The sequence below is a fragment of the Anaeromassilibacillus sp. Marseille-P3371 genome, assembly GCF_900169665.1.
Lineage (GTDB): Bacteria > Bacillota > Clostridia > Oscillospirales > Acutalibacteraceae > Anaeromassilibacillus.
Genome location: NZ_LT835157.1, coordinates 3,386,588 through 3,411,092 on the forward strand (window position 1 = coordinate 3,386,588; position 24,505 = coordinate 3,411,092).

A 24,505-nucleotide genomic window follows, 5' to 3' on the forward strand; every position below is an offset into this window, starting at 1 on the left:
GAAGGAAAGAGGCACGACAAATGGAAGGGTATGGCTTTCTGTTCGATTTAGCACTGATTCTTCTCAGCACAAAACTGTTTGGCCTGGTCACCCGCAAGTTTAAGATGCCGCAGGTTGTCGGCGCGCTGGCTGCCGGTTTGATCCTGGGTCCGGCTATGTTAAATGTGTTGCAGGAGACGGACTTCATCACCAAGTTGTCCGAGGTGGGCGTCATCGTTCTGATGTTTACCGCGGGTTTGGAAACCGATATTCAAGAACTGAAAAACACGGGCAAGGCGTCTTTTGTTATCGCGTTGATCGGTGTTCTGGTTCCACTCGGCGGTGGATTCGCTTTGGCACACTTCTTTAACAATGAGGCGATTGCTGGCCCCGGGGCCAATATTTTCCTGCAAAACATCTTTATTGGTATCATTTTGACCGCCACTTCTGTCAGCATTTCCGTGGAAACCCTCAAGGAAATGGGAAAATTAAACACCCGTGCAGGCAATGCGATTTTGGGCGCGGCGATCATTGACGACATTCTCGGCATTGTCGCTTTGACAGTGGTCACCAGTCTGGCCGATTCGAGCGTGAACATCGTCGTTGTTTTGCTCAAAATTGTCGCTTTCTTCATTGTATCCGCTGGCGGCGGTTTCCTGTTTTACGTATTGTTCAAGAAATTCCAGGCGCGTTATCAGAAGGATATGCGGCGGTTTGTCATCCTGGCTTTTGTGTTCTGCTTGCTTCTGTCCTACTGTGCAGAACAGTTTTTCGGTGTGGCAGACATTACAGGCGCTTTTATCGCCGGTATGGTTATTTCGAACACAGAGCACAGCAAATACATTGCGGCGCGATTTGAAACCCTTTCCTATATCTTCCTTTCCCCGATCTTCTTTGCAAGTATCGGCTTAAAGGTATCTTTGCCGGACATGACGGGTTCCATCATTCTGTTCTCTGTCTTGTTGGTTATCGTCGCAATCCTGACCAAAATCGTTGGCTGTGGATTCGGCGCAAAGATGTGTAAATTCACGAACCATGAATCCATACAGATTGGCGCCGGCATGGTTTCCCGTGGTGAGGTTGCCTTGATCGTTGCCACGAAGGGCGCTGCTTTGGGACTGATGTCTTCGGTGTTCTTTGGCCCCGTAATCATCATGGTGGTTGCCACGACGATTGTCGCGCCCATTCTGTTGAAGCTTGCTTTCCGTAACGATAAGGGAGGGGATACACCTGTTCCCCCTGAAGACCAGCTAAAGACAAACTACCAAGTCCTAACTAGCAACAGTATGGAGCTTGGTTCGGACATGGACTCCATACGGTTAACACAGAACGCTTGATTGTCCTGTTAGGCCAAACAAGCATTTATGAATTATCTGAGGGTATCCCAAAAGTCACGAAATGACTTTCGGATACCCTTGTTTTTTGGAAACTTAGATTTTTTCTAAACAGAAAGAGGAGCCCCTTTCCTATGAATCCAAAGATTCGTAGTTTTTGGTCCCCTCTCTTCTTTTATTTGATCTCTATTTTCCGGGTTTTCTTGTTTGAAAATTGCACTTTCAATAGATATTTCTTCCTACAAAGTCGAAACGCTCTATTCCTGCATCACATGCAATGTAAGGAATAGGGCGTTTTCTTCTCCCAGTAGCCCCCTGGTAGGCAACCGTATTTGTTATGTAACCTTTTGATCGACTTATTTGCTCTCTATTTCCACTGCGAGTTCCGAAGTGCAGTGTGGGCACCGCGTCGCGTCGATTGCAATCTCCGTTTTACAGTAAGGGCATTTTTTCACTGTCACAGCAGGCACTTCTTCTTTTTTATGTCCCAAGGTTATCAGTTTGTTGATTCCCTTCAGCAGACAGAACAATACAAATGCCATGATAAGGAAATTGACCAGCGATGAAAGAAATGCAGAAGCAAAGCCTGCTACATCCTGCAACGTATACGTTTGTCCGCCGGTCACCAGGTTCAAAATAGGATTGATAAAATTGTCTGTCAATGAGGTTACAATTCCGGAAAAGGCGCTGCCAATGATAACACCGACAGCCATGTCCATCATGTTTCCCCGCAATGCAAAGGTTTTAAATTCCTGTATAAATTTTTTCATCGCTTAATCCTCCCTTTAATTTTTTACAATATAGCATAGAAAGGATAAAAGGAAAAGAGCCTTCTCGCATTTTGTCAGATAGTAAACAATATTGTAATAATTGCTTAATCTCAGCTGCTATTAAAAACATCAAACAAAAACAATCTCTTATCGAACCACAGGGGGCTGCACACGCCCTTCTGCTGTTCATGTGTTTATATCATAAAAATCTTTAAACATACAGATTAGCTTAATAACGATAGGGATACCCTACCTTTTCGGGTGACTGTCTCTATTAAAAGCATTCATTAGTATATTAGCAAGAGGGACAACCTGCCTTTTGCGATGACTGTCCCTATTAAAAATATTCATTAGTCAATTAGTGAGAGGAATCATCCATCATTTTACAGCTGCCGTTTGACCACAGTTATCCCTATTATCAATATCCGTTTGTTTATTTGTAATGGGGATATATCAAATGACAGTCCCCACCAAATTGCAGGGTATCCCTGTCACTACTATGATTTTGAATATTTTTCAATTTCACATTCCGTACAATCCATAATATTTATAAGAAAAAGGGGCAGATATAGCAATCTGTCCCTTTTCTGGTTTGTATTAAGAATAAGCCCTGTCTTTTTTCAATGCCTTGTTACGAAAAGGTAACGGTTTTCTCTTCACCATTTACCCATCCTGCACCAAGGCAAGCAGTCGGCCAGCTCGCTGAATTGGGCTTATAACCAAGGATCAACCGCTTGGCATAAGCATCCGAATCTTTTTTCAATTCAGAATCCAAAATATGTACCGTGACATTCAAATCTTCAACCGTACAATTGCTTATTTGGTCACTTGCCGAGCCTTGATAACCAACAATTCCACCAACCGATTTTGTAGGCTCCCCTTCCTTTCCGCCTTTTACAGAGCCGCCGGATACCGTACAGTTTCTAACGGCTGCACCATTATTGGTCTGGCCAACAATCACGCCTACTTTTCCATCATAAGAGTTTCCTTCCGACGTGCACCCCCACACTTCGGGAGCCTGTACATTTAAATTACAAATAACACCGCTTCCTTCTACGCCTGTGTCTTTCACAACACGGCCAAAAAGCCCTACCTGCTGCTTTGAATCGGTTATTTTCAGTCCGGTAATGGTGAAATTCTGCCCATCCAAACTACCCTTAAACATTTCGCACTGTGTTTGAGACGCCGTCCGTCCAATCGGCATCCAACCCATTTCCTCAGTCCAACCCTGCTCAACCCAAGTCGCGCCATAATAACCGGTCAGATCGATGTCACGGCCAAGTTTATAGTGGGCATCCAAATGGTTGCGCACATTGTCCAACTGGCGGGCATTCATGATGATATATGGATTTTGTTGCGTCCCATCGCCATCATCGAATTCTTTGCTGGGATCATCCACATATGTATCTTCTACCGTAAAAGTTGCCGCTGTATCGTTCGCTTGATAAGTAACCTTACCCTCTGGTGACAAGCTTACTGTGTAAGTTTCATCCGCATCTGTCAGACGAAACCCAGTCCCCTCCAACTCACTGGCAAGCGGTTTCAGGACAACCTCGCCTGGCTTTTCCTGGATAACCCGTTCTACCTCTTTGACAGGTTTGCCATCCGCCAGCTCATAGCGGACTTTGACCGTTGCTTCCACCGTGCTTTCCGGCTCGCTCCAATCCGGCATCGCCGTCATGGTCGCTCCTTCGTCCACCTGTCCCGCATTCACATATAGAGCTCCGTGGAAGTGTTTCCCTTGGCACTCATTGCCGACCGTCTGTGGCAACCACGCGGCCAATATATAAGAAGTTTTCCCTCCCGCAGGGAGAACCTCCGGGACCACATAATCAAACGGTTTTCCATTCTTCCACAGGGTCACCGTCCCATCGGAAACTTCATCGTTCTTCTGGGCCGCCGCATCGTCGGCCTCCTCTAGAACCGGCGTCAGTACATAACCGTTATCCGTGAGCTCTGTTTGATAAAGCTGGACATGCAAAAACTCCCGAAGATCGTTTTGACAGGCAATTTCAGGCTCGTCCTCATCAACCTTTACACCGCCATGTCCATTATCAACAAGGTTGGGAATTTTATCCCCATACGGCAGATCGGAACCCTCGTCCTTTTTCTGCTCGCGAACCGCCAACTTCACCTGCATCGGCAGCGAGCCTCTGTTTTCCACATTCACCTGAAAGAAATACAAAGGATTTCCTGCAAATCCATCCTCATTCTTATTGGTAATAACACCATTCTCGTCCATCTGAAATTCGTCGCGGAGCTGCTCAATGGTTAGCGGACGAAGATTGGTAAAATTCAGGGGAACCGTTTCATCCGTATGATCGACCACCAATTCTACATCCAAAATCCCCGACTGGAAATTGGCGCTTGTCTGCTCTGTATCCATGAACCATGCAAAGGTCCCGCTTCCCAACACGGTCAACACAAGCAGAAACGAGACAACCGATAAAACAAGATGATTTTTAATCTTGCCCATCCTCTCACACTCCTTCTGCAAATACCATCCCCACCCATATAGAGGATAATATTATTCATCATTATTATACGACATTCCAATCTACCGTTACAAGTGCTAAATCGAAGTATCCATAAAAAAATTGCAAAAAGTTTTCCTAGTCCTAGATATTTCGGAAAATGCTTCCCTTTTTCTGTCCCCTGTAAGAAGAGAGCCAATCCCCCTAGCAATTGAACGGTTCCAGAAGGAAAAGACAGAAATAAAACGGCCAAACGTAGGATAACGGCGAATTGAGCAAACAGGCGCCGCTTTTCAAAAAGAGAGCGCTTCGTGCTGAGTGGAATGGACTCGTTGTTATAAATAGTGATGTATTCATCAATGAACGTCTGTACTTCAAGGATGGTCTCAGGCTTGTAAATGCGAATGCATTCGGATTTGAGAATGGAAAAGAAATTTTTGGCCATGGCATGTCGTATGGACTGGCCCGTCTCGACATGGACGGAGTAATGCCGTATTGTAACGCACGAATCAAAAAGCATCCGTCCAGGGCTTTCCTGAACGGATGCTTGAAAAACAAATTTATTTGTTGGGCTTCTTATTGGTGTTTGCAATAAAACCATTGCTCGCGCGCGGGCGGTCGTCTCTGCGGTGGAAGTGGCCGCCATCGCGGCGTTCTGGGCGGCGCGGGGCATCCGAAATGGTATTCTCCGGCACCATTCCCTCCACTTCAATCAACGCATCCCGGCGGGACAAGTTCAACCGGCCCTTGTCGTCGATCTCTAAAACCTTGACCATGACTTCATCGCCCACATTGACGACATCCGTCACCTTCTCTGTGCGCTTTACATCCAGTCGGGAAATGTGAACGAGGCCCTCCTTGCCGGGTGCAATCTCTACGAATGCACCGAAATCCATGATGCGCGTAACTTTTCCGTTATAGAACGCGCCGGGCTCCGGATCGTTGACAATTGTGTCGACAATCGTCAGTGCACGCTGGCAGTTATCCTTATCCAGGCCGGAAATAAAGACATGACCGTCCTCTTCCACATCCATCTTGACATCGCACTCTGCGCAGATCTTCTGAATAACTTTGCCGCCAGAGCCGATCACCTCACGGATCTTGTCCACCGGGATTACGGTGCTCATCATCTTCGGAGCATACTTGGAGAGCTCCTCGCGCGGCTGCGGAATGCACTTGAGGATGATCTCGTCAATGATATAGTTGCGCGCCTTGTGGGTTTTTTCCAATGCTTCCTTCACCATCTCGGGGGTTAGGCCGCTGATCTTCAGGTCCATCTGGATGGCGGTGATGCCCTCCTTGGTGCCTGCAACTTTGAAGTCCATATCGCCGAAGAAGTCCTCTACGCCCTGGATGTCCACCATAGTCATCCAGCGCTCGCCCTCGGTGATGAGCCCACAGGAAATACCGGCCACCGGCGCCTTAATCGGCACACCAGCCGCCATCAACGCCAGAGTGGAACCGCAGATCGAAGCCTGAGAGGTCGAACCGTTGGAGGAAAGCACTTCGGAGACCAGGCGGTATGCATATGGGAATTCCTCCACCGGCGGGATTACCGGAACCAGTGCGCGCTCTGCCAGCGCACCGTGGCCGATTTCACGGCGGCCCGGACCGCGGCTGGGCTTTGTCTCACCCACAGAGTAGGACGGGAAATTATACTGATGGATATAGCGCTTGAACTCTTCCTCGTCGATGCCATCCAGCATCTGCTGGTCGCTCACCGGGCCGAGTGTGGCCACCGTGAGTACCTGTGTTTGCCCGCGGGTAAACATCCCGGAACCATGTACACGCGGCAACAGATCGACTTCTGCTGCAAGCGGGCGCATCTGGTCCATCTGGCGGCCATCCACGCGCTTCTGTTCGTCCAACAGCCAGCGGCGTACAATATATTTCTGTGTGCGATACATACACTCCTCGATCTTTGCCTCCTGCTCCGGGTAGATCGGGTCAAATTTCTCGTGTACTTTTTCATAGATGGGCTTCAGGCGCTCATCGCGGACATTCTTGTCATCCGTATCAAGGGCGTACTTTACATCCTCCATCGCAAAATCCTTGATGGCGGCGAGCATCTCTTCATCCGGCTCATTGCTCGGATAGCTGAACTTCTCCTTGCCGATCTCCTTCTGGATGCCCTTGATAAACTCGATGATCTTCTGGTTGGCCTCATGGCCCGCCATAATGCCGTTATACATCTCTTCGTCGGTGACAATCTTCGCCCCCGCCTCGATCATTGCGATGCGCTCATCCGTAGAGGCAACCGTGACTGCCATCCGGCTCTTTTCACGCTGCTCTGCCGTCGGGTTGATGATATATTCGCCGTCGATCATTCCGACCGATACGCCCGAAATCGGGCCGTTCCACGGAATATCGGAGATAGTCAGCGCGATGGAGGTACCCACCATGGCAGCGATTTCCGGCTGGCAATCGTGGTCTACGCTCATCACCGTGCAGACAACCGATACATCGTTGCGCATATCCTTGGGGAACAGCGGACGGATGGGGCGGTCAATCACACGGGAGGTCAAAATTGCCTTATCGCTCGGGCGGCCTTCCCGCTTTAGGAAAGAACCGGGAATCTTGCCGACCGCATAGAGCTTTTCCTCAAAGTCAACCGAAAGCGGGAAGAAATCCACGCCTTCACGCGGTTTGGCCGAAGCTGTAACGGCAACATGCACCACTGTTTCGCCATAACGAACCAAACATTCGCCATTGGCAAGCTGCGCCATCTTGCCCGTTTCAATCACCAGCGGGCGTCCCGCAAAATCCGTCTCAAACGTTCTAAAATTTTCAAACATCTTGTCTCCTCCTAGAATCAGAAATCCATTTTTCACTCGTCATTTCCTGCAACCCCATTGGTTTTGCGGACAAAGCACCGGGCACCACCGCTCAAATCCCTGGCCTGCAAGATCTTTTCTTCCGGTTGCGCCTCTTTGGGAGGAAACAGGTTTAGCAATGAAACCAGCCCCGCGCCGGGCGCGGCGTTCGTTTCACGGCTAAGTCCTGTACTTCCCATTTTGAGGTCTGGGCCATCACCGGCAGTCCAGCGGGCGCTTTTTCAGCAGCGCCCACCACCGCCTGAACGTGCAGAAGGGCAGACGGCACGATGCCGCCTGCCCCAGCCAAACTTTTCTTATTTGCGGATGCCCAACTTGGCAATAATCGCACGATAGCGCTCAATGTCCACACGCATGAGGTAATTGAGCAGGTTTCTTCTCTGGCCAACCATCTTCAACAGGCCGCGGCGGGAATGATGGTCCTTCTGATGGATCTTCAGATGTGCCGTCAAGTCGTTAATTCTCTTGGTCAGAACTGCGATCTGGACTTCCGGAGAACCGGTGTCGCCCTCGTGCATCGCATACTCTTGGATAATCGCTGTTTTTTCTTCTTTCAGCATGTACCTTTCCACCTTTTCTAAAAATTGGGGAACAATCCCCGTTTCATGCGCCCATACTCACAGAAGCAGGCCGGTGGTATACCCGACCGGGCTTACCCCTGCAACCGGGAATAGGGTAGCCATATCTTTTCCCCAACACTGGGGCAAAACTAAGGGTATTATAGCATGGGGATTCCCTTTTGTAAATATGCGGCAATCATCTTTTTTGCGGTTTCCGCGTTTTCCAAAATGTTTTTCTGCAATTCGGCAATCCCGCTGAATTTGACCTCTGGCCGGATAAAATCAATCAAATCCACCCGGATGTTCTCGCCATAGAGCTCTTCTCCGTGGTAGTCCGGAATCCAGGTCTCGCTCAGGGGGGCGTCTGCACCGACCGTCGGCTTGACGCCGACATTTGTCACCCCGTAATAATCGCCGTCGTTTAAACGGACCAATGAGGCGTACACGCCAAAGCGCGGCAACACAAAGCCCTCCGTAAAGACCTGGTTGATTGTGGGCGTCCCCATGGTGCGGCCCAATTGCCGGCCGCGCACAATCTCAAAGTCAAAACCAAAGGGTCTGCCCAGCAGCCGCTCCGCTGCTGCCACGTCGCCCTGTGCAACAAGCGCACGGATACGGGTGGAACTGACCGGTTCTCCATCCACCTCCACCGCAGGTACAATCTCGCAGATGATGCCGCGTTCCTCACAGAGTGCTTTCAGCGTTTCTGCTTTGCCTGCACCTTTGTACCCAAAAGTGAAATTGAACCCGCAACAGACTTTCTTCGCGTGACAGACTCCCACCAAAACCTCATCTACAAACTGTTCCGGACTCATGGTCCGAATGGATGCAAAACGCAGGGAATAGACCTGTTGGACGCCCATTTGTTCAAGCAGACGAAGCTTCTGGCGCTTTGTAACCAGTTGCCCACCGGACTTGCCCCCCAGCTCTTCAAGCGGGTCCGCGAAGGTCAGTACGGAAGGCGCCAAACCAGGAGCACGGGCCGCATCGATCACACGCCGGTGTCCCAGATGCAGGCCGTCAAAACAGCCGAGCGCAACCGCGGCCCGCGGCGCCCCCGGGGTTAGATCATGGTATACTTTCATATATTTGTTCCTTTTGTCGTTCTGTCTATCCGGATTTTGCCGCAATCGACGGCCTTTGGGGTCTTCTGGACCACACGGCCCGCACCGATAAACCGCCGTCAAACAAACAACTTCAGTATTTTCAACGTATTCTGCCCGCGATCCACGACCCCCAGCCCTAAAAACACCTGCTCAGGGCTGTACACCCGCACCCGCAGGCCGTCCGGAGGGTTCTGCCTTGCCAATGCAGTGCGTTCCAGACCCAGGCAACCTCCATTGCGGAAGCGAACCGCCTGGGCGGCAGACACACGCAATGCCGGTCGCTCCGAAAAAAGCTGATCCACCGGGAGCACCCGAGCCTCTAACTGCCCCGTTTCAGCCAGCGCGCGCACGGCCTCCAACGGAACCGCATCCGCAAGGGAAAAACCACACGCTGATGTGCGCCGTAACGCAGTCATAACGCCAAATGTCCCGAGCGCCTGCCCAATATCCGCGCAAAGCGTACGAATATAAGTCCCTTTGGAACAACGTACTTCCAGAATCCCTGTCTGAGCAGTTTCATCAAAACGCACGCATTCCAGCCTTTCAATGGTAACTGGACGTTTTTCCCGCTCGACTGTGACACCTTGGCGGGCAAGTTCATACAACCGCTTGCCATCCTTGCGCACAGCGGAATACATCGGAGGTTCCTGAAGAATATTTCCACGGAAAAGAGAAAGTGAAGCCAGGAGAGCTGCTTCCGTCGTGCGTGTCCCACTCCTGGCGAGAACCTCCCCAGTGGAGTCCTGGGTATCGGTGGCGTAACCAAGGGCAAATTCTGCACGGTATTCCTTACTGGTATCCTCCAGCAGGGATGCCGCCCGTGTAGCCTTTCCCAGAAGGACCGGCAAGACGCCGGTGGCCATGGGATCTAATGTGCCAGTATGACCGGTCTTTTCTCTCCCCGCGAGGCGGCGCACCACGGAAACCACGTCAAAAGATGTAAAGTCCGCCGGTTTATCCACAACAAGGACGCCGTTCACTGGCCGTCCCCCTTGCCTTGATCCAGATAATCACCGATTGCCGCGACGATCCGCTCTGTGGCCAATTCTGCAGGCCCGGCCAGGGTACATCCTGCTGCACAGGCATGTCCACCGCCGTCAAATAACGCACAGATCTGCGCCGCATTGACGGGTTCCTGCGTGCGCAGAGAAACCTTATATTCACCGCTCTTTTTTTCACGCAGGGTCACCCCGACGAGCACCCCTTCAATCTGTCGCGGGATTGCTGCCAGTCCTTCCAAATCATCTTCACAAGCGCCGGACTCGGCGATCATCTCCCTCATGATGTATACGACGGCGCACCGGTCGTCCAAATAAAATTTCATAGAATCCAACACCCGGCGCTCCATCTCGAGGCGGGCACGGGTCTTGGTATCGAACATCTCCCGGTTGATGGCAGCCGCGTCAATCCCCGTCTCCATCATACAGGCCGCGATACGGTATGTGCGCGGTGTGGCATTGGTGTATTTGAAACATCCGGTATCCGTTGTGATCCCCGTATAAATGGCTTCCGCAATCTCCGGCGTGATTTTTGCACCCAACTTGGTGATCAGTGCATAAATGATCTCCGTGGTAGCGGCCGCCGTACTGTCCACGTAGGTATATGTCGCAAAAGTACGGTTTCCCGCATGATGGTCAATACAAAGGTCGACATGTCCCTCGTATTCCTCCCGAATGGGCTCTCCCAACAGATCGATATCCGCGACATCTACGGCTACAACCGTCTTTGGTTCAAATTCCTGTTTCTTAACGCCACGGAACATAAAGGCATATTTTGCACTGATCGCATGGCGGCAGCGCGTCTTTACGCGCTTTCCCATGCTTTGTAGGGCCATACAAAGCGCGGCGGCAGAGCCAAACGTATCCCCATCCGGGAACTGATGGCTCAAAATGACGATGTCGTCCGCACGGCGCAGAAATTCTGCCACGTCATCCAGGCTGATCATCGTTTGCTACACTCCCCTCTCGGTTTGCAGATGTTTCCATCCGCCCATTTCCATGATACACTCTTTGCCCTGCGGGTTTGTGCCGGGCAACAGGCAGCACAATGTGCGGCCGTACGTTGCCCTTCCTCTGACAATCGCCCCAAAACAAAGGTGTTTAAAACGCTTGTAGCGGGGACGTGCGGGGATTCTTCCAAATCCCCGCCGGGAAATTCCACAGGAATTCCCGGGCGCGGTCTTTTAGACCGCGCACACGTCCCCGCCGCCCCGCGTTCCCCCCGGGGTTCCCCGGCAGTTTGTTAGGTTTCTTTCCCCTGTCCGTCCTCTCTCGAAGCTGGCAGGTCGTTTAAAATTCTCGAAATATTTGCGCTGTATTCAATGGAGTCCGTGGCCTTGAAATGCATCTCCGGCACATGGCGCAAGCGCAAGCGCTGCCCCAATTCCCTCCGGATGTAACCAGAGGCAGATTTCAACCCCACTATCGCCTGCTTGGCGTGATCAATGCCCTCCATCGCGCTGATATAGACGGTACAATACGAGAGGTCGCTCGACACATCCACGCGTACAATGCTAATCAGCCCCTGTACCCGTGGGTCCTTGAGCTCTCGGAAAATAGCCGTGAGCTCTCTGCGGATGTCCTCCGTCGTCCGTCCCATTCTATGGCTTGGCATATCGTTTCACCTCCGCGGCCTCAGCACACCTGTGCGCCCCCGGCCGTCCTGGATCGCCGGGAATCCTCGGTCAATCCTCTTTGTATTCTTCCATTGTGAAGGCTTCCAATACGTCGCCCTCTTTGACGTCGTTAAATTTCTCCAGCGTCATACCGAAGTCATAGCCATCGGCCACTTCCTTCACATCGTCCTTAAACCGCTTCAGGGACGACACTTTGTCCTCTGCGATTACGATGCCGTCGCGCACCACGCGGATGTCGGCGGTGCGGGTGATTTTGCCGCTGGTGACATGGCCGCCGATAACGGTGCCGACATTGGAGATCTTGTAAACCTGGCGGCATTCGCCGCGGCCCAGCTGGACCTCACGGAACTTCGGAGCCAACATGCCCTTCATCGCGGACTCCATCTCTTCAATGCAATCGTAAATAATGCGGTACAGGCGCATATCCACGCCGCTGCGTTTTGCATTGTCCTCGGCCACCGGATCGGGACGCACATTAAAGCCCACAATAATGGCATTCGATGCATTCGCCAACATGACATCGGACTCGTTGATGGCGCCGACGCCGCCGTGAATAACCTTGACGCGCACTTCGTCATTGGAGAGCTTCTCCAACGACTGGCGCACTGCCTCCACAGAGCCCTGCACATCCGCTTTGACAATGATCTGCAGTTCCTTCATCTCGCCCTGCTGCATCTGGTCGAAGAGGTTATCCAACGTGACTTTGGTCTGCGAATTGAACATCTCTTCCTTCTGCTCATTGCGGCGCTGTTCCACCAGTTCGCGGGCCAGGCGCTCGTCGGAGACGGCGTTCATGGTGTCGCCGCCCGTGGGCACGTCGTCCAGGCCGGTGATCTCCACCGGAACGGACGGCCCCGCCTCATTGATGCGGTTTCCGTTTTCGTCCGTCATCGCACGGACACGCCCCACTGCAGTTCCTGCGACAATAATATCGCCCGTGCGCAGGGTACCGTTCTGTACCAGAACGGTAGCGATCGGACCGCGGCCCTTATCCAAACGCGCTTCTACGACGGTGCCCTTGGCTGCTCGGTCCGGGTTGGCCTTGAGTTCCTTCAAATCGGCCACCAGGGTAATCATTTCCAGAAGGTCGTCGATTCCCTCTTTCTTCTTAGCGGACACGCGGATGCACGGCGTCTCGCCGCCCCACTCCTCCGGAACCAATTCGTACTCCGTGAGCTGCTGGAGCACATGGTCCGGGTTGGCGCCCGGCTTATCCATCTTATTGATGGCGACGATGATCGAAACATTTGCCGCCTTTGCGTGGTGGATTGCCTCGATCGTCTGCGGCATGATGCCGTCGTCCGCCGCGACAACCAGGACCGCGATGTCCGTCACCTGTGCGCCGCGGGCGCGCATCGTGGTAAACGCCGCATGTCCCGGTGTATCCAGGAAGGTGATATCACGGTCGCCGATCTTGACGCGGTAAGCGCCGATGTGCTGCGTGATGCCGCCCGCCTCGGTGTCCGTTACATGCGCATGGCGAATGGCGTCGAGCAGGGACGTCTTTCCGTGGTCCACGTGTCCCATCACCACCACGACTGGCGCACGCGGGACCAGATTGGCCTCGTCGTCCTCACTGTCGTCGATGATACGCTCTTCAATCGTAACAACGACTTCTTTTTCTACCTTTGCATGGAACTCCATGGCGATCAGGGAAGCCGTGTCAAAATCAACGGTATCGTTGACGGTTGCAAACACGCCGTTCGCCATCAGCTTTTTGATGACCTCCGCCGCAGTCGCCTTCAACCGAAGAGCCAGCTCGTTGACTGTGATCTCCTCCGGTATGGTGACCGTGATCGGCTTCGCCTTGCGCTCCATCGCAATGCGGCGCAAACGTTCCGCCTCCGTCTCGCGGCGGGCGTTGCGCGGCTTGCCGCGATACTGGCTGCTGCGCTGGGTGATCTTCTGCTTTTGCACAATGTTCTCCGTCCGGACCTTCTCCGAGGCCAGGCGGTCGTACTTCTCGTTGTATTTATCCAATTCCACATGGGAAGCGCGCGTATCGACCAGGCGGCCTTCCCCGCGCTTCACATTGGTGGTGTTCGGTGCGCCGGTCTGCATCGGACGCGGAGGCGGAATGGGTGCACCGGGCTTTTTCTGCTGTTGTTGCTGCGGAGCGGGGCGAACCGGCGTGATCTTCCCCGGCTTTACAGCCGGGCGGCGCGGCGCATTTCCCTGTTGTTGCCCTTGCTGCTGACCCTGCTGGCCTCCATTCTGCTGTGGAGCAGGACGGACCGGCGTAATCTTTCCCGGCTTCACGGCAGGACGGCGCGGCGCATTGCCTTGCTGTCCCTGTGCGCCTCCATTCTGCTGGGGCGCTTTCGCCGGAGCCGCCTGATTCCGGTTCGGCTGCGGCTGTGCCGGGTGGGCGGGCGCCGTGGGCTGTTGCGGTGCCGCGGGCTCCTGCTCGGCCGTCACGGTCACTGCCGGCTCCTTCTGATCGGCAAAATAAGCGTCAAAGCTCTCCACGCGGTTCTTCTGCGTGAACTCCTCGAAAACGACATCCAACTCGTTTTCTGTCAACGCCGTCATATGTTTTTTGGTCTCGCCCGTGTATTTTTGTAAGGTGTCGATGACCTCTTTATTGGGGAGTCCCAGGTCCTTTGCCACCTCGTGAACGCGATATTTAATCATCATATACGAAATTCCTCCTCATTTCACCACTTGTTCGCCGGTTTCGGCTTCACATAGCTCGTGCAGTTTTTTTGCGAACCCTGCGTCATTCACTGCAACAACTCCGGTTCGCTTTCCAAGAGCCATGCTGATTTCATCCATGGTGCACGCCGTTTTCAAGACGTCCACCCCGGCTTCCTCCGCCGCAAACCGAACGCCTCCTGCGGTGTGCTGAGAGAGGTCCTCTGCCAGCAGCACCAGGCGCGCCTGGCCTTTTCGCAGCGCTTCCTCGGCGGGATCGTTGCCCAATGAGAGCCGGTTTGCCCGCCGCGCCAATCCCAAAAGGGACAGAAGCCGCTTGTTGTTTTCATTCATTTTCCGATCTCCTCCTCCATACGGTCATAGACCTCTGCGGGAATCTGACAGGAGAAGGCTCGTTCCAATCGCCTCGCCTTTCGCGCCGCCCGGAGGCAGTCCGCACTCTTGCAAACATAAGCGCCGCGCCCAGGTTTTTTTCCTGTAAGGTCCAGGGAAATCTCGCCTTCCGGCGAACGGACCACCCGGACCAGTTCTTTTTTCGGCTTGCTTTCTCCGCATCCTGCACACATACGCAGGGGGATTCGCTTTTGATGCATTTGCACACACCGCCCTTCCCGACTGTGATTTCTTAAACGTACGCTGATGAATCTATATGAAAACAACCGCGGCTTGGGGAGGTGATTCCCCAGCGCTTTTGCACCGAGCAGGGTGCGAACCGTCCATCGGACGCGCGGTGCCGTTTCCAGCTTTCTGTGAATGTGCCCTTACACATCCCATCAATATAGAAGGAATAAAGTTCTTTCCCCTCTTGGAAGACTCCTTTACCGGCAAGCTTATTCCTCTTCCGTTTCGGCCGGCTCCGCCTCTGCTGTTACGGGCGTCTCACCGGCTGCCTTCGGTTCAACGGGCTCTTCTTCGCCATAAAAGCCGCTTTCCGGCTTGATGTCAATCTTCCATCCGGTCAGCTTTGCTGCCAGACGTGCGTTCTGGCCCTTATTGCCAATCGCCAAAGAGAGCTGGCTGTCCGGCACCGTGACACGGCAAGCGTGCGAACCGTCCTCCGCCGTGACAACGGAAAGGACCGTCGCTGGGGAGAGTGCAGAAGCGATAAATTTCGCCGGATCTTCGCTGTATTCCACGATGTCGATCTTCTCCCCGCCCAGCTCATTGACAATGCTGGAAACGCGGGCGCCGCGGGCGCCAATGCAGGCGCCAACCGCGTCGACATCCGAATTGTGGCTAATAACTGCCAATTTCGTGCGGGACCCCGCTTCGCGGGAAACCGCTTTGATCTCCACAGTACCGTCGTAAATCTCCGGCACCTCTGTCTCAAACAGGCGCTTGACCAGGTCGGGGTGGGTACGGCTAATCATTGCACGGGGACCCTTCTCAGTCTCCCGGACGTCCACCACGTACACCTTGACATGGTCGCCCTCCTTGAGCTCCTCGCCTCCCACCTGCTCACTCTTGGGTAAAACGGCCTCTGCCTTGCCAATCCGAAGGGTAGCCGCGCCCGTTCTGGGATCGATGCGCTCCACCAGCGCTGTCACCAGTTCCTGGTGCTTGCTTTGGAATTCCTGCATCATCTGGCCGCGTTCCCCATCGCGGATGCCTTGGCGGATGATATTGCGCGCTGTCTGCGCTGCAATCCGTCCAAACTCCTTCGTATTGAGGTGCACACTGACTGTATCCCCGATGGCCGCTGTTGGATCGATGTCGCGCGCTTTTTCCAGCAGGATCTCCTTGCCCGGCTCTTCCACATCTTCAACCACCGTTTTGCGCAGATAAACCTCAAACGCGCCCGTCTCGGGGTCCATATTAATCACGGTGTCCTCGTTGCCATAGCTGTTTTTGCACGCGGTCACAATGGCCTTTTTGATGCGGTCCACCATAAAGTCCACAGGGATGCCGCGCTCCTTCTCGAGCAGGCTCAACGCCTCAAAAACTTCGCTCATTCCTCAATCCCTCCAAAGTCGTCGTCCAACAGCCGGACGCTGGAAGCGTCCTTCCTGGCTACGGAACGTTCGTCTCCTTCCTCCATCCGCAAAATCATCGTATTGTCCCGGTAATCCTGTAAAATCCCGGCGATCTCCCTCTGTCCGTCCTCATCCGGCCGAATCAGCTTGATCTGCACCGGCGCGCCCAAATAAGCGGCGAAATGCTCGTCGCGTGTGAGCTCACGGTTCATCCCCGGAGAGCAGACCTCCAGGCAATAGGACTGCTCGACTGGGTCCAACTCATCAAGCGGTCCGTTGATCGCACGGCTCATCGCCTCACAGTCCTCGATGCCGATCCCCTCCGGCTTGTCGATAAAAATGCGCAGAAACCAGTCTGCACCCTCCTTGACAAAGCGTACGTCCCAGAGCATCAGCCCCAGATCCCGCGCAATCGGCTCTGCCAGCCGCCGCACCAGGGCGACGGTATTGCCGCCTTTCTTTTTCGCTGCCAATCGTTTCACCTCATAATGCAAACAAAAGAGTGGGTTGCCCCACTCTTTCATCCTCACATAATATTACTTTGTATAGTGTAGCACAACTGTTGGAAAAATGCAAGGGTACGCGGCGGAGATATGCGGTTTTTCTGCGATGATCCGCGCTTCATCCCCCATTTATGCGAACGTATCCAACGCTTCCCTATGTCGCAGCTGGCTGGTGGACGGTCCTCGGGGCAAAACAAGACCAAATGTCTCTCTGTCCCCCTGAGGCGGCCATCCCCGCCAAAGCAACTCTTATTCCTCCATTTGCTTTGCGAGGAAGAAGGCGGCCGCTTGAACGAGTTTTTCATCGGTCTCGCCCGCTGGCTCCTGCGTATCGCTGGAAAGCAGAACGACTGCGCCATTGACATCGCTTGATGCGATAATCGGGTAAAGGACGCAAGCGGTCCGGTCGATCCCCTCCACGGGACGAATCTCTCCGGCCTCCCCATTCGGATAGGACATCCGATTCTGCATATACTCCTCCAATTCCGGCGATACACGGCGTTCTAGGTATTCCTTCTTTGAGACGCCAGCGACAGCAATGACATGGTCACGGTCGCATACAACCACCGGCCGGTTGGTTACCTTATTGAGAACCTCTGCATACTGCCCAGCAAAGGTAGACATTTCTCCCACGGGCGAATATTTTTTAAAGATAACGCCCCCCTGTGCATCTGTAAAAATTTCCAATGCATCCCCTTCCCGAATGCGCAGAGTGCGGCGGATTTCCTTTGGGATGACGACACGTCCGAGATCGTCGATTCTTCTTACGATTCCTGTGGCCTTCAAAGTTGATTCCCTCCTGATTATCTATATTTGACCTTTTTTGACCTTTCTGTTACATGTTCGAAAAGCGTGTCATGCCCTTATTATCCGCAGGAAAGTCCTGACTATGCAGGTTTTGCTTGGGCAATTTTTCGGACATGGGAATCCATCGAAAGGAATAAACCGTCAGAAGCCGGCCGCATGCCAAAGGGACGAACCTAAGACATTATTAAGACACTCTACCGCATTAGTCTATACTGAATACAGGCAAGCAAAGTGACTTATCAAGATGGTTTGCCGCATTTGCCTGTGCTGAATATAGGCAAGCAGGGCAGATTATCCAGTAAATCTATACTTAAACAAGCCATATGAAATCGATGAATTTTGACTATTGCATCGTTTTAGGAGCTGAAGGTTCTTTTATAAAAAGGACTTCCCGGACATTGTTCTGTCCCCACGTGGTTACGAAAATACCTACAGGGCAAAAATGCAGGCGAATAAATTCATTTTCGAAGTTTATACGCTATCTTCCGAAACAGGCCAACAAAAATCCCTCTGCCTCTATACAAATTTGAAAAAAGTCGTATAATAAAAGGCAGACTTTTTTTAATTTGTAAAAGGCCGGCATACATTCCGCTTTTCGGCCTGTATCAGAATGGATTTTCAAAATTAGGAGGGGTACCATTGAAAAAAACAATATATGCCCGGATGCTTGGATGGATTGTTCTCATCGCGTTGTTTTGTACCGGATGTGCTGCACGTTCTCCCATCACCGCAGAGGAGTTCGAAACACAGGCCTCTGCGGTGGGATTTACTGTAGAAACTCCCAGTGTCGATCCTGAAACCTATGTTTCCGCACGCACAGCCTATGACGAAACCATCGATATGCAGATCGATTTTGCTGTCTGTGCGGATCAGGAAACTGCCACGACCACTTACAATGGCCTCAAAGAATTTATCGGGGAACCTAAGACCGCCGAAAAAACGACAAATGTGGATTCGGCTGCGTATAGTAAATATACGGTTGAAAACGGCGAGTTGTATTTTGTGGTCGCCCGTATTGAGGACACTGTGCTCTATGGAACCGGTAAGCTGGCCCAGCGCAGTAAGATGGACGAGTTGCTTGGCGCCATCCATTATTGAGAAGGGGGCTTTCCATTGTAGGAGGCTTCCCCATAAAACCAAAAAAGAACGGATATGCGTTTGTATTTTCAAGCGCATATCCGTTTTTGTTTGTCCCCTGGGCTCTTGCCCCGGTTCCCTTTTCAAAGCTACGTGCTTTCTAAGTCTCTAAACGCCGGGCCAATTCCCTGCATTCCTACTTTTCTTTGGTCACAAACGGCTCTTATGGTTTCTTTTGCAGCCGGTGGTTTCGGCGCATCAGCCATATAATCCCTACAACAATTGCCGCCAGAAGAATTCCTCCGCCCACCGTGGGCACTATCCACGGAATTCCACCCCCCGCCATATCCTGCGGTGGAGCAATGGCTGCTGTCAGTAGGTCGTTGGATGAATAGGAGAGCCGCTGTGTGTCGGTCCATTCGGATGACTGATAGGCCATGAGTACATTTCCTTTGCTATCCATCGCACCCTCTATCCCATGCAATGCTGTTCCATGGTTGATATATGTCTGAACAGCGCTACAGGCTCCTGTTTCAGGGCTATAAAATGCACCATTCAGTTGGAATGCGCCCTCTTCTCCTGCGTGCAGCCAATAGAGGAATACCAGTTCCCCGTTGGTCACTGCGTCAAACGAGGAAGTCTTCGCTTCCGGGACCAGAATCCGCTCCTCGCCCTGCTGTTCACAGGCAATAGAGCCATCCTCTCCGCAGTAAAAGCGTGTCCCTGCGATCTCGATACCATCCGCATCGTCCGGCTGCTCCATCGGAACCATCATCTGTAGCGCCGTCCCATCCCCAAAATGCGCATCCGCAATTCCATCTTCCGGCTGTACGTGCCAGGTCCCCTGCTCATAAACAGCCTGATAGCTGCGATTTTGCCCTTCTGAGAACAAAAGATCTCCACGGTCGTTTACCAGCCAACCGGCGCAAACCTTTCCATCCACTACGGCCAGGTTGTGCATGCCACAGTACCCTTCGATTCCTTCTGTAAGGTTTGTCACTTCCTGTACCTGTCCATCCCGAAGCACCGCAGCATAAAGATCCATCGAACGCGCATATTCGGAGGAATCGACGGTTCCGGAAAATTCTTGGTCAGCATTCTGCCAAAGCAGGTACACATCGCCGCCGGATACCACTGCCCGCGGGGCGAAGTCCGCGGTTCCGTCATCGTAAACCGGTACAGGATCGCTCCACCGCCGGCCATCAAATACCGAATAAACCAGCCGGTAACGGTTTATATCCGCGCGATCAGAAGCATCTTCCAGCCAAAACAGCACTGCCGGACCCGTATAACCGCCGGATGAAACAGAGCCACTGCCCGTTGGTACGAACACCGGGTCCGCATTATCCCCCGCGTCTTCCACCACTGGAGCGCCCTCTTCGGTGGGGATCGAGGGTGCCGCGTCCGGATGAAACTGTTGGCTGTCCTCTCCAGCCGTCCCTGTCTCACTCCGCCCTGGGAACCGGTCCACAGGCTTGGGCATTTCATAGGTATCGCCATCTTCATCAGAAATCACCGGATAGTACTGCCAGTAGTATCCTTCCCAAGTGCGCTCGAATCCCAATAGCTTTACCACCGCACGCAGGTTTCCGCCCAACTGCACAAAATCCTGTAGGACATCCTCGCCGTTAGCCAAGTCCGCCCGCATTGTAAAGTTGACGCCGCCGGTCAACTCGGCGCCCAGTTTTAATTTTACCTTTCCTATGGTGATCCCCTGTTCAAACTTTTTCCCCAAATAGGCGTAGGCGGACCCCGAGCAGGAGATCGCTGGCACTAAGCGCAGGGAACCGTCCTCTTCGTGGGAACTTACCAGCCGAATCTGCGGTGTAAGCTCGCCATCGACGCCCCCAAAGAGAAAACTTAAATCCTGCGACAGCTTGATGGAAGCTGTTACATCCGAGCTTACCAGCTCCAACTGGGCTTGGTCCTCGTTCCAACGGGCCACAACCTCCCCCGCAACGGACACGTTTCCCTGAAACAGCATTTCCGCCAGCCCATTCAGCTTGAACGATCCTTTATAGTCTCCTGTTTGCTTATCCCGCGTAAGCGTCACCTCGTTGGAAAGCAAGTGATCGGCCTTAATGGGAAACGGAAGCGATTCCAGCTGCAATTCCGCGTTCAGCAGAACCGGACCATAGGCCTCTGCCACAAAGGTTGGTGGATCTATCGGGATGGTAAACACTTCCGGCAAGGGTTCCAGCTCTACAGTCAATGTTTCGGCCAGTTCCCGGATGGTTACAGGAAGCTTCCGGCTTTGATATCCGTCGCAGGAGACCAGCACATCCGTGGTCCCATTGAGGTGCATATGCGGGTCGCTTTTCGAGACCTTTCCAGAGTCATCCGTCTGTGCCGGTCCCAGCACCCCTCCCATCACAGTCGCGCCCTTCAACGGCGCCCCGGTCGCTTTATCCTTGACAACAACGGTTTGGGTATGTTCGCCGCATCCCGCCATAATGCAGTCGTCGCACAGGCCGGAGGTATTCCCCAGGGTAGAATTCTCACAGTGCGTACAATATGGCTGAGGCGGCGTCCAAAGAATGATACTCCATTTATTCCTGTCCGAAGCCCAGCAGGCGTAACACCGGCTGTCCTCCGCCCAATCGCCTTCCCGCTCAAACAGGGGCGCCCCACAGGACGAACATTCCCCCACCGGAGGCTGTACATAATAGGATTCCGGAAGATCGCCTTCTGCGGCCTTGGCAACCGTAACTCCCGCCCCCATCGGTCCCAAAACAGTTAAAAGCATCGTCAAACACAAGAAAATCCCAATTCCTTTTTTCATAAACGCCCGCCTTTCCTCTCCCATTTCCATTTAAGGTTCCAGCCCCATTATACCGGCCGCCCGGCGGCAAAACAAGGAACGCCCTCTATTTCCCATAAAGTTTGGGAAATAGAGGGTGCATTCCCTTCTTCATTTCTCTTCGAGGCGCCCTTCAGCCCAATAGACGTAAAAAACCCTGGCGGGAATATAATTCCCGCCAGGGCCTTCCAATCGATTACCAAAATTCTCGAAATTATGCAACTTCCCACGCCAACTTCGGATAAGATCCGCTCTCGCAAACCCATGCATTATTTCCTTGAATGCCTGTCAGAGTTCCACTTTGAAGCTGAGCCGCTGTTTTATTAATGCCTTTGTTGCGATTTGAAGTTGTAAAATTGGACTCATAATAGACATTTGTCGCAATCGGATTAGCTCCTGCCGCCGCGTCAATTGCGCCAATGCAACGATGCGCTATCCCATTTGAATTAGACAATACGCTCCCAGTCGATCTGGAATAGCAATTCTTTACGGTCCCTGCATTATAACCAATGAAACCGCCGACGCCACTATAACCTGCAACATTTTGGCTCGTGTTGTTGTAACAATTTTCGATGGTCGCTCCACGCTGATTGCTGCCAACCAGGCCGCCAACATACTGAACAGCTAACTGACTGCTCGTAGCCGTCGATGACGCAGAATTTACACCACCAGTTGAATAGCACCCTTCAATCGTGCCAAAATTAATACCTACTAAACCGCCAACATTAATATATCCTACTGCCTCTACAGAGGAAGAACAATTGCGCACGGTTCCCTGGTTCTCCCCCGTAATACCGCCTATGCGGCCACTTGTCTGCACGGTAGATCTTCCCAAGCCTTCCACCGTTCCTCCATTCACAACGTGGCAATTCTCGATCAGTCCCTTGTTGAGACCGGCAACTACACCCACGGTACTGGCACCAGACGAATATGGGTCCTCAATAACCAAATTTTTTATTTCTCCCTCATTAGCAGCAAACAAACCAATCCACCCATATTCTGTTCCATAGTCAATCTTTAAATTAGAAATTGTATGTCCGTTCCCATCCAACGAACCGGTAAAAGGAGTATCCGTTACTCCCAAACCGATTGTCGAGAAATAGCCTCGATTTTCATTGTTCCCTAAATTGATCGAATCTCCCAGTACAAAATGAGAGTTTATACTCCAGCGGATATTATCAAACTGAACTGCACTGCTAACAACATAAGGATTTTCAGGAGAACCCTCACCAGACTTGTAAAGCCCCGTCTGCAGCTCAAATACAACTGGATTTGGCGTCGCTGTCCCTGCTACAGGATCTAATGTAACAGACTGGCTACCACTCTGCCCACTAGCTAACATATAGCGGGACTGTGTCTGGCCAGTTTGACTATCATAGTCGTTATCGTACTTTTTGACCCAGCTCAAATCGGCATTAATGGTATAAGAAGTGACGTCCCCTTTAACAGTAAATGGTACTGTTTCTGTGTGTCGAATGGAATCTCCTTCCTTATATTGAACCGTTACAGAATAATCGTAATCTTTGCTAGGATCACCGCCTTCTGCCTTCTTCACCACAAACGAGACATATGCTACACGCTTGCCATCCACTGTATTATCTTCGTCTCTAAAATCGTCCAAATATTTGATCGTCACAGAAGCCCCTGGCGTTGGAAATTCATAACCTTCCGGAAGATGATCTTTTACGACAGGCGTATCTGTGGAATAGGTATACTTCTGCCCAATGGTAGCTTCCACCGTATCTGTATAGCTATCCACAATCGCATCGTTCCCCACTAACGCCTGATCGACATAACGGATCACAACGTTCGCTTCTTCTGAACGCACCTTAAAGATGATTTCTTCCGGTGTTACATTCCCTTCTGCATCTACCTGAACAGAAACCGTCTGACCTGCCGGGTCATACGCAAAGCCCGCAGGCGGTGCAGGAATCGTAATCTCTTTTGGTTCATTCCCGTTGTTTCTCGCCACTCTTCCTTGCGCAGTGTTCCCGGTCACAAGGGTATATTCTCCCGGAGCCGCAAGAGAAATCGTGGCTGTTTTTACTTCACGGTCATCGGTTTCGTCCTCCGTATCAAACGTCGCTTCATATTTCACCGTGATCTCTACATTTTTCGCCTCTTCCGGCACCACCGTGAAAATAACCTTGCCTGGCGTCGCTTCGCCAGTCTTTTCATCCACAACTACATCCGTCTTCTGTTCTGCCGCCTCGGGGCTGTACACATAGCCTTCCGGCGCATCATAGTTCACAGCTGCAATGGTAGTATTGCTCTTTACGGTCTCATTCTGGCTTTGTACCAGGTCACCTTCCGCAGTTCCTTCACGCCACTCGATGGTCACGTTGTCCTCGAAGCGGTCCGGGTCCTCCGGATCGGTCGAGCTGGAACCGCCCTCGTCCGGCTTGCCAGCGCCGGTGTCGTCCATCTGGTAAGCATTCAGCACCAGCTTGCCGTGGAAATGCTGGCCCTGATAGGCGTTGTTCACGGTCTCCGGCAGATAGCCCGCGATCACATAGGTCGCTGTGCCCTGGGCCGGAAGCATCGCCGTCATGTATGTATTGTTCGTCTCTTTCGCTGTGTTGTCCGACGCTACTTTGTCCGGATTTGCCTTAGCCTCGTCGTACGCTGTGTTCAGGTTGACATCCTCAACCTTTGTCCAGGTTTCGCCCACCAGCTTGTAAACAAACACTTTCAGGACCGGCGCCAAACGGTTTGCACAATCCTGCATCTTTTCGGGGTCCTGCTTGATCGTAATGTTGTCTTCCGTCAGGATCGGCTCCCCTGCTTCGCAGCCATCGCCTGCTTCCAAAGAAAGCTTTACCTTTGCCGGCAGTGTGCCTTCATTTTTGATAACCACCGGCTTAAAGTATGCCGGCACCGGCGCATAATCCTCGTCGTCCAGGCCCGTTGTATTATCCTGGGTCACATCGTTGACCCATTTTTCGTTGCCATTGGGTTCCAACTCCTTGTAGAAGTTGTCGTACAACATCGGGCGCAG

General features: G+C 52.4%; 20 protein-coding genes. 2 read left to right on the forward strand and 18 right to left on the reverse strand.

Annotated elements, in window-relative coordinates; genetic code table 11:
* Nucleotides 1-20: 20 nt before the first annotated feature.
* A complete protein-coding gene (locus B9Y59_RS14290) occupies nt 21-1,316 on the forward strand; it encodes a cation:proton antiporter (RefSeq protein WP_054324804.1) in 1,296 nt (431 codons plus the stop codon).
* Nucleotides 1,317-1,669: 353 nt separating this feature from the next.
* On the opposite strand, the gene mscL is transcribed toward B9Y59_RS14290, so the two are convergent.
* The 16 genes from mscL to B9Y59_RS14370 form a co-directional block, all read right to left on the reverse strand.
* Nucleotides 1,670-2,083 (reverse strand): large conductance mechanosensitive channel protein MscL, encoded by a 414-nt coding sequence (gene mscL, locus B9Y59_RS14295; protein ID WP_054324805.1) that lies wholly within the window; start codon nt 2,081-2,083, stop codon nt 1,670-1,672.
* Between the two features lie 631 nt (nt 2,084-2,714).
* Nucleotides 2,715-4,559 (reverse strand): TasA family protein, encoded by a 1,845-nt coding sequence (locus tag B9Y59_RS14300; RefSeq protein WP_085534287.1) that lies wholly within the window; start codon nt 4,557-4,559, stop codon nt 2,715-2,717.
* Nucleotides 4,502-5,230: an IS3 family transposase gene (locus tag B9Y59_RS16875; RefSeq protein WP_085534290.1), complete on the reverse strand. Its 729-nt coding sequence runs from the start codon at nt 5,228-5,230 to the stop codon at nt 4,502-4,504. The genes B9Y59_RS14300 and B9Y59_RS16875 overlap by 58 nt, the downstream gene beginning before the upstream one ends.
* Nucleotides 5,118-7,352 carry a polyribonucleotide nucleotidyltransferase gene (locus B9Y59_RS14310; RefSeq protein WP_082402290.1) on the reverse strand — a complete coding sequence of 745 codons (2,235 nt, stop codon included), beginning with the start codon at nt 7,350-7,352 and terminating at the stop codon, nt 5,118-5,120. The genes B9Y59_RS16875 and B9Y59_RS14310 overlap by 113 nt, the downstream gene beginning before the upstream one ends.
* A gap of 151 nt (nt 7,353-7,503) precedes the next feature.
* Complete coding sequence (locus tag B9Y59_RS15925; RefSeq protein ID WP_153802359.1) at nt 7,504-7,659, reverse strand: hypothetical protein; 156 nt, start codon at nt 7,657-7,659, stop codon at nt 7,504-7,506.
* A 28-nt stretch (nt 7,660-7,687) separates the two neighbouring features.
* Nucleotides 7,688-7,951: a 30S ribosomal protein S15 gene (rpsO, locus tag B9Y59_RS14315; RefSeq protein ID WP_054324809.1), complete on the reverse strand. Its 264-nt coding sequence runs from the start codon at nt 7,949-7,951 to the stop codon at nt 7,688-7,690.
* Between the two features lie 158 nt (nt 7,952-8,109).
* Nucleotides 8,110-9,036 (reverse strand): riboflavin biosynthesis protein RibF, encoded by a 927-nt coding sequence (ribF, locus tag B9Y59_RS14320; RefSeq protein ID WP_085534292.1) that lies wholly within the window; start codon nt 9,034-9,036, stop codon nt 8,110-8,112.
* Nucleotides 9,037-9,134: 98 nt separating this feature from the next.
* Nucleotides 9,135-10,037 (reverse strand): tRNA pseudouridine(55) synthase TruB, encoded by a 903-nt coding sequence (gene truB, locus B9Y59_RS14325; protein WP_085534294.1) that lies wholly within the window; start codon nt 10,035-10,037, stop codon nt 9,135-9,137.
* On the reverse strand, nt 10,034-11,002 hold the full coding sequence (locus tag B9Y59_RS14330) for a DHH family phosphoesterase (protein WP_054324812.1): 969 nt from the start codon (nt 11,000-11,002) through the stop codon (nt 10,034-10,036). Before B9Y59_RS14330 ends, truB begins: the two co-directional genes overlap by 4 nt.
* Before the next feature lie 296 nt (nt 11,003-11,298).
* Complete coding sequence (gene rbfA, locus B9Y59_RS14340) at nt 11,299-11,670, reverse strand: 30S ribosome-binding factor RbfA (protein ID WP_054324814.1); 372 nt, start codon at nt 11,668-11,670, stop codon at nt 11,299-11,301.
* A 70-nt stretch (nt 11,671-11,740) separates the two neighbouring features.
* On the reverse strand, nt 11,741-14,329 hold the full coding sequence (gene infB, locus B9Y59_RS14345; protein WP_085534296.1) for a translation initiation factor IF-2: 2,589 nt from the start codon (nt 14,327-14,329) through the stop codon (nt 11,741-11,743).
* A 15-nt stretch (nt 14,330-14,344) separates the two neighbouring features.
* Complete coding sequence (locus tag B9Y59_RS14350) at nt 14,345-14,680, reverse strand: L7Ae/L30e/S12e/Gadd45 family ribosomal protein (protein WP_054324815.1); 336 nt, start codon at nt 14,678-14,680, stop codon at nt 14,345-14,347.
* The gene (gene rnpM / locus B9Y59_RS14355) at nt 14,677-14,940 is read right to left on the reverse strand and encodes an RNase P modulator RnpM (RefSeq protein ID WP_085534675.1); all 264 of its coding nucleotides are present in this window, start codon (nt 14,938-14,940) and stop codon (nt 14,677-14,679) included. Before rnpM ends, B9Y59_RS14350 begins: the two co-directional genes overlap by 4 nt.
* A gap of 237 nt (nt 14,941-15,177) precedes the next feature.
* A complete protein-coding gene (gene nusA / locus B9Y59_RS14360) occupies nt 15,178-16,299 on the reverse strand; it encodes a transcription termination factor NusA (RefSeq protein WP_085534299.1) in 1,122 nt (373 codons plus the stop codon).
* Nucleotides 16,296-16,802: a ribosome maturation factor RimP gene (gene rimP / locus B9Y59_RS14365; protein ID WP_242967390.1), complete on the reverse strand. Its 507-nt coding sequence runs from the start codon at nt 16,800-16,802 to the stop codon at nt 16,296-16,298. Before rimP ends, nusA begins: the two co-directional genes overlap by 4 nt.
* Nucleotides 16,803-17,072: 270 nt before the next feature.
* Nucleotides 17,073-17,609 (reverse strand): stage V sporulation T C-terminal domain-containing protein, encoded by a 537-nt coding sequence (locus B9Y59_RS14370; RefSeq protein WP_054324817.1) that lies wholly within the window; start codon nt 17,607-17,609, stop codon nt 17,073-17,075.
* Nucleotides 17,610-18,269: 660 nt separating this feature from the next.
* Between B9Y59_RS14370 and B9Y59_RS14375 the strand changes: the two genes are divergently transcribed.
* Entirely contained in the window at nt 18,270-18,728 is a 459-nt protein-coding gene (locus tag B9Y59_RS14375; protein ID WP_085534301.1) for a hypothetical protein, read from the forward strand.
* A gap of 202 nt (nt 18,729-18,930) precedes the next feature.
* Here B9Y59_RS14375 and B9Y59_RS14380 read toward each other — a convergent pair whose 3' ends face one another.
* Both B9Y59_RS14380 and B9Y59_RS14385 read right to left on the reverse strand, forming a co-directional pair.
* Nucleotides 18,931-21,489, reverse strand: coding sequence for a peptidase associated/transthyretin-like domain-containing protein (locus tag B9Y59_RS14380; RefSeq protein WP_085534303.1), 2,559 nt, complete (start codon nt 21,487-21,489; stop codon nt 18,931-18,933).
* Between the two features lie 232 nt (nt 21,490-21,721).
* A partial coding sequence (locus B9Y59_RS14385; protein WP_305764612.1) for a GLUG motif-containing protein occupies nt 21,722-24,505 on the reverse strand: 2,784 nt, incomplete at its 5' end.

Excerpts from the sequence above, each read along its gene's own strand:
- B9Y59_RS14300 (WP_085534287.1), bottom strand. The coding sequence starts at position 4,559 with ATGGGCAAGATTAAAAATCATCTTGTTTTATCGGTTGTCTCGTTTCTG.
- B9Y59_RS14310 (WP_082402290.1), bottom strand. The coding sequence starts at position 7,352 with ATGTTTGAAAATTTTAGAACGTTTGAGACGGATTTTGCGGGACGCCCG.
- mscL (WP_054324805.1), bottom strand. The coding sequence starts at position 2,083 with ATGAAAAAATTTATACAGGAATTTAAAACCTTTGCATTGCGGGGAAAC.
- B9Y59_RS14330 (WP_054324812.1), bottom strand. The coding sequence starts at position 11,002 with ATGATCAGCCTGGATGACGTGGCAGAATTTCTGCGCCGTGCGGACGAC.
- B9Y59_RS14380 (WP_085534303.1), bottom strand. The coding sequence starts at position 21,489 with ATGAAAAAAGGAATTGGGATTTTCTTGTGTTTGACGATGCTTTTAACT.
- B9Y59_RS14350 (WP_054324815.1), bottom strand. The coding sequence starts at position 14,680 with ATGAATGAAAACAACAAGCGGCTTCTGTCCCTTTTGGGATTGGCGCGG.
- ribF (WP_085534292.1), bottom strand. The coding sequence starts at position 9,036 with ATGAAAGTATACCATGATCTAACCCCGGGGGCGCCGCGGGCCGCGGTT.
- nusA (WP_085534299.1), bottom strand. The coding sequence starts at position 16,299 with ATGAGCGAAGTTTTTGAGGCGTTGAGCCTGCTCGAGAAGGAGCGCGGC.
- rnpM (WP_085534675.1), bottom strand. The coding sequence starts at position 14,940 with ATGCATCAAAAGCGAATCCCCCTGCGTATGTGTGCAGGATGCGGAGAA.
- infB (WP_085534296.1), bottom strand. The coding sequence starts at position 14,329 with ATGATGATTAAATATCGCGTTCACGAGGTGGCAAAGGACCTGGGACTC.
- B9Y59_RS14290 (WP_054324804.1), top strand. The coding sequence starts at position 21 with ATGGAAGGGTATGGCTTTCTGTTCGATTTAGCACTGATTCTTCTCAGC.
- B9Y59_RS16875 (WP_085534290.1), bottom strand. The coding sequence starts at position 5,230 with ATGCCCCGCGCCGCCCAGAACGCCGCGATGGCGGCCACTTCCACCGCA.
- rpsO (WP_054324809.1), bottom strand. The coding sequence starts at position 7,951 with ATGCTGAAAGAAGAAAAAACAGCGATTATCCAAGAGTATGCGATGCAC.
- rbfA (WP_054324814.1), bottom strand. The coding sequence starts at position 11,670 with ATGCCAAGCCATAGAATGGGACGGACGACGGAGGACATCCGCAGAGAG.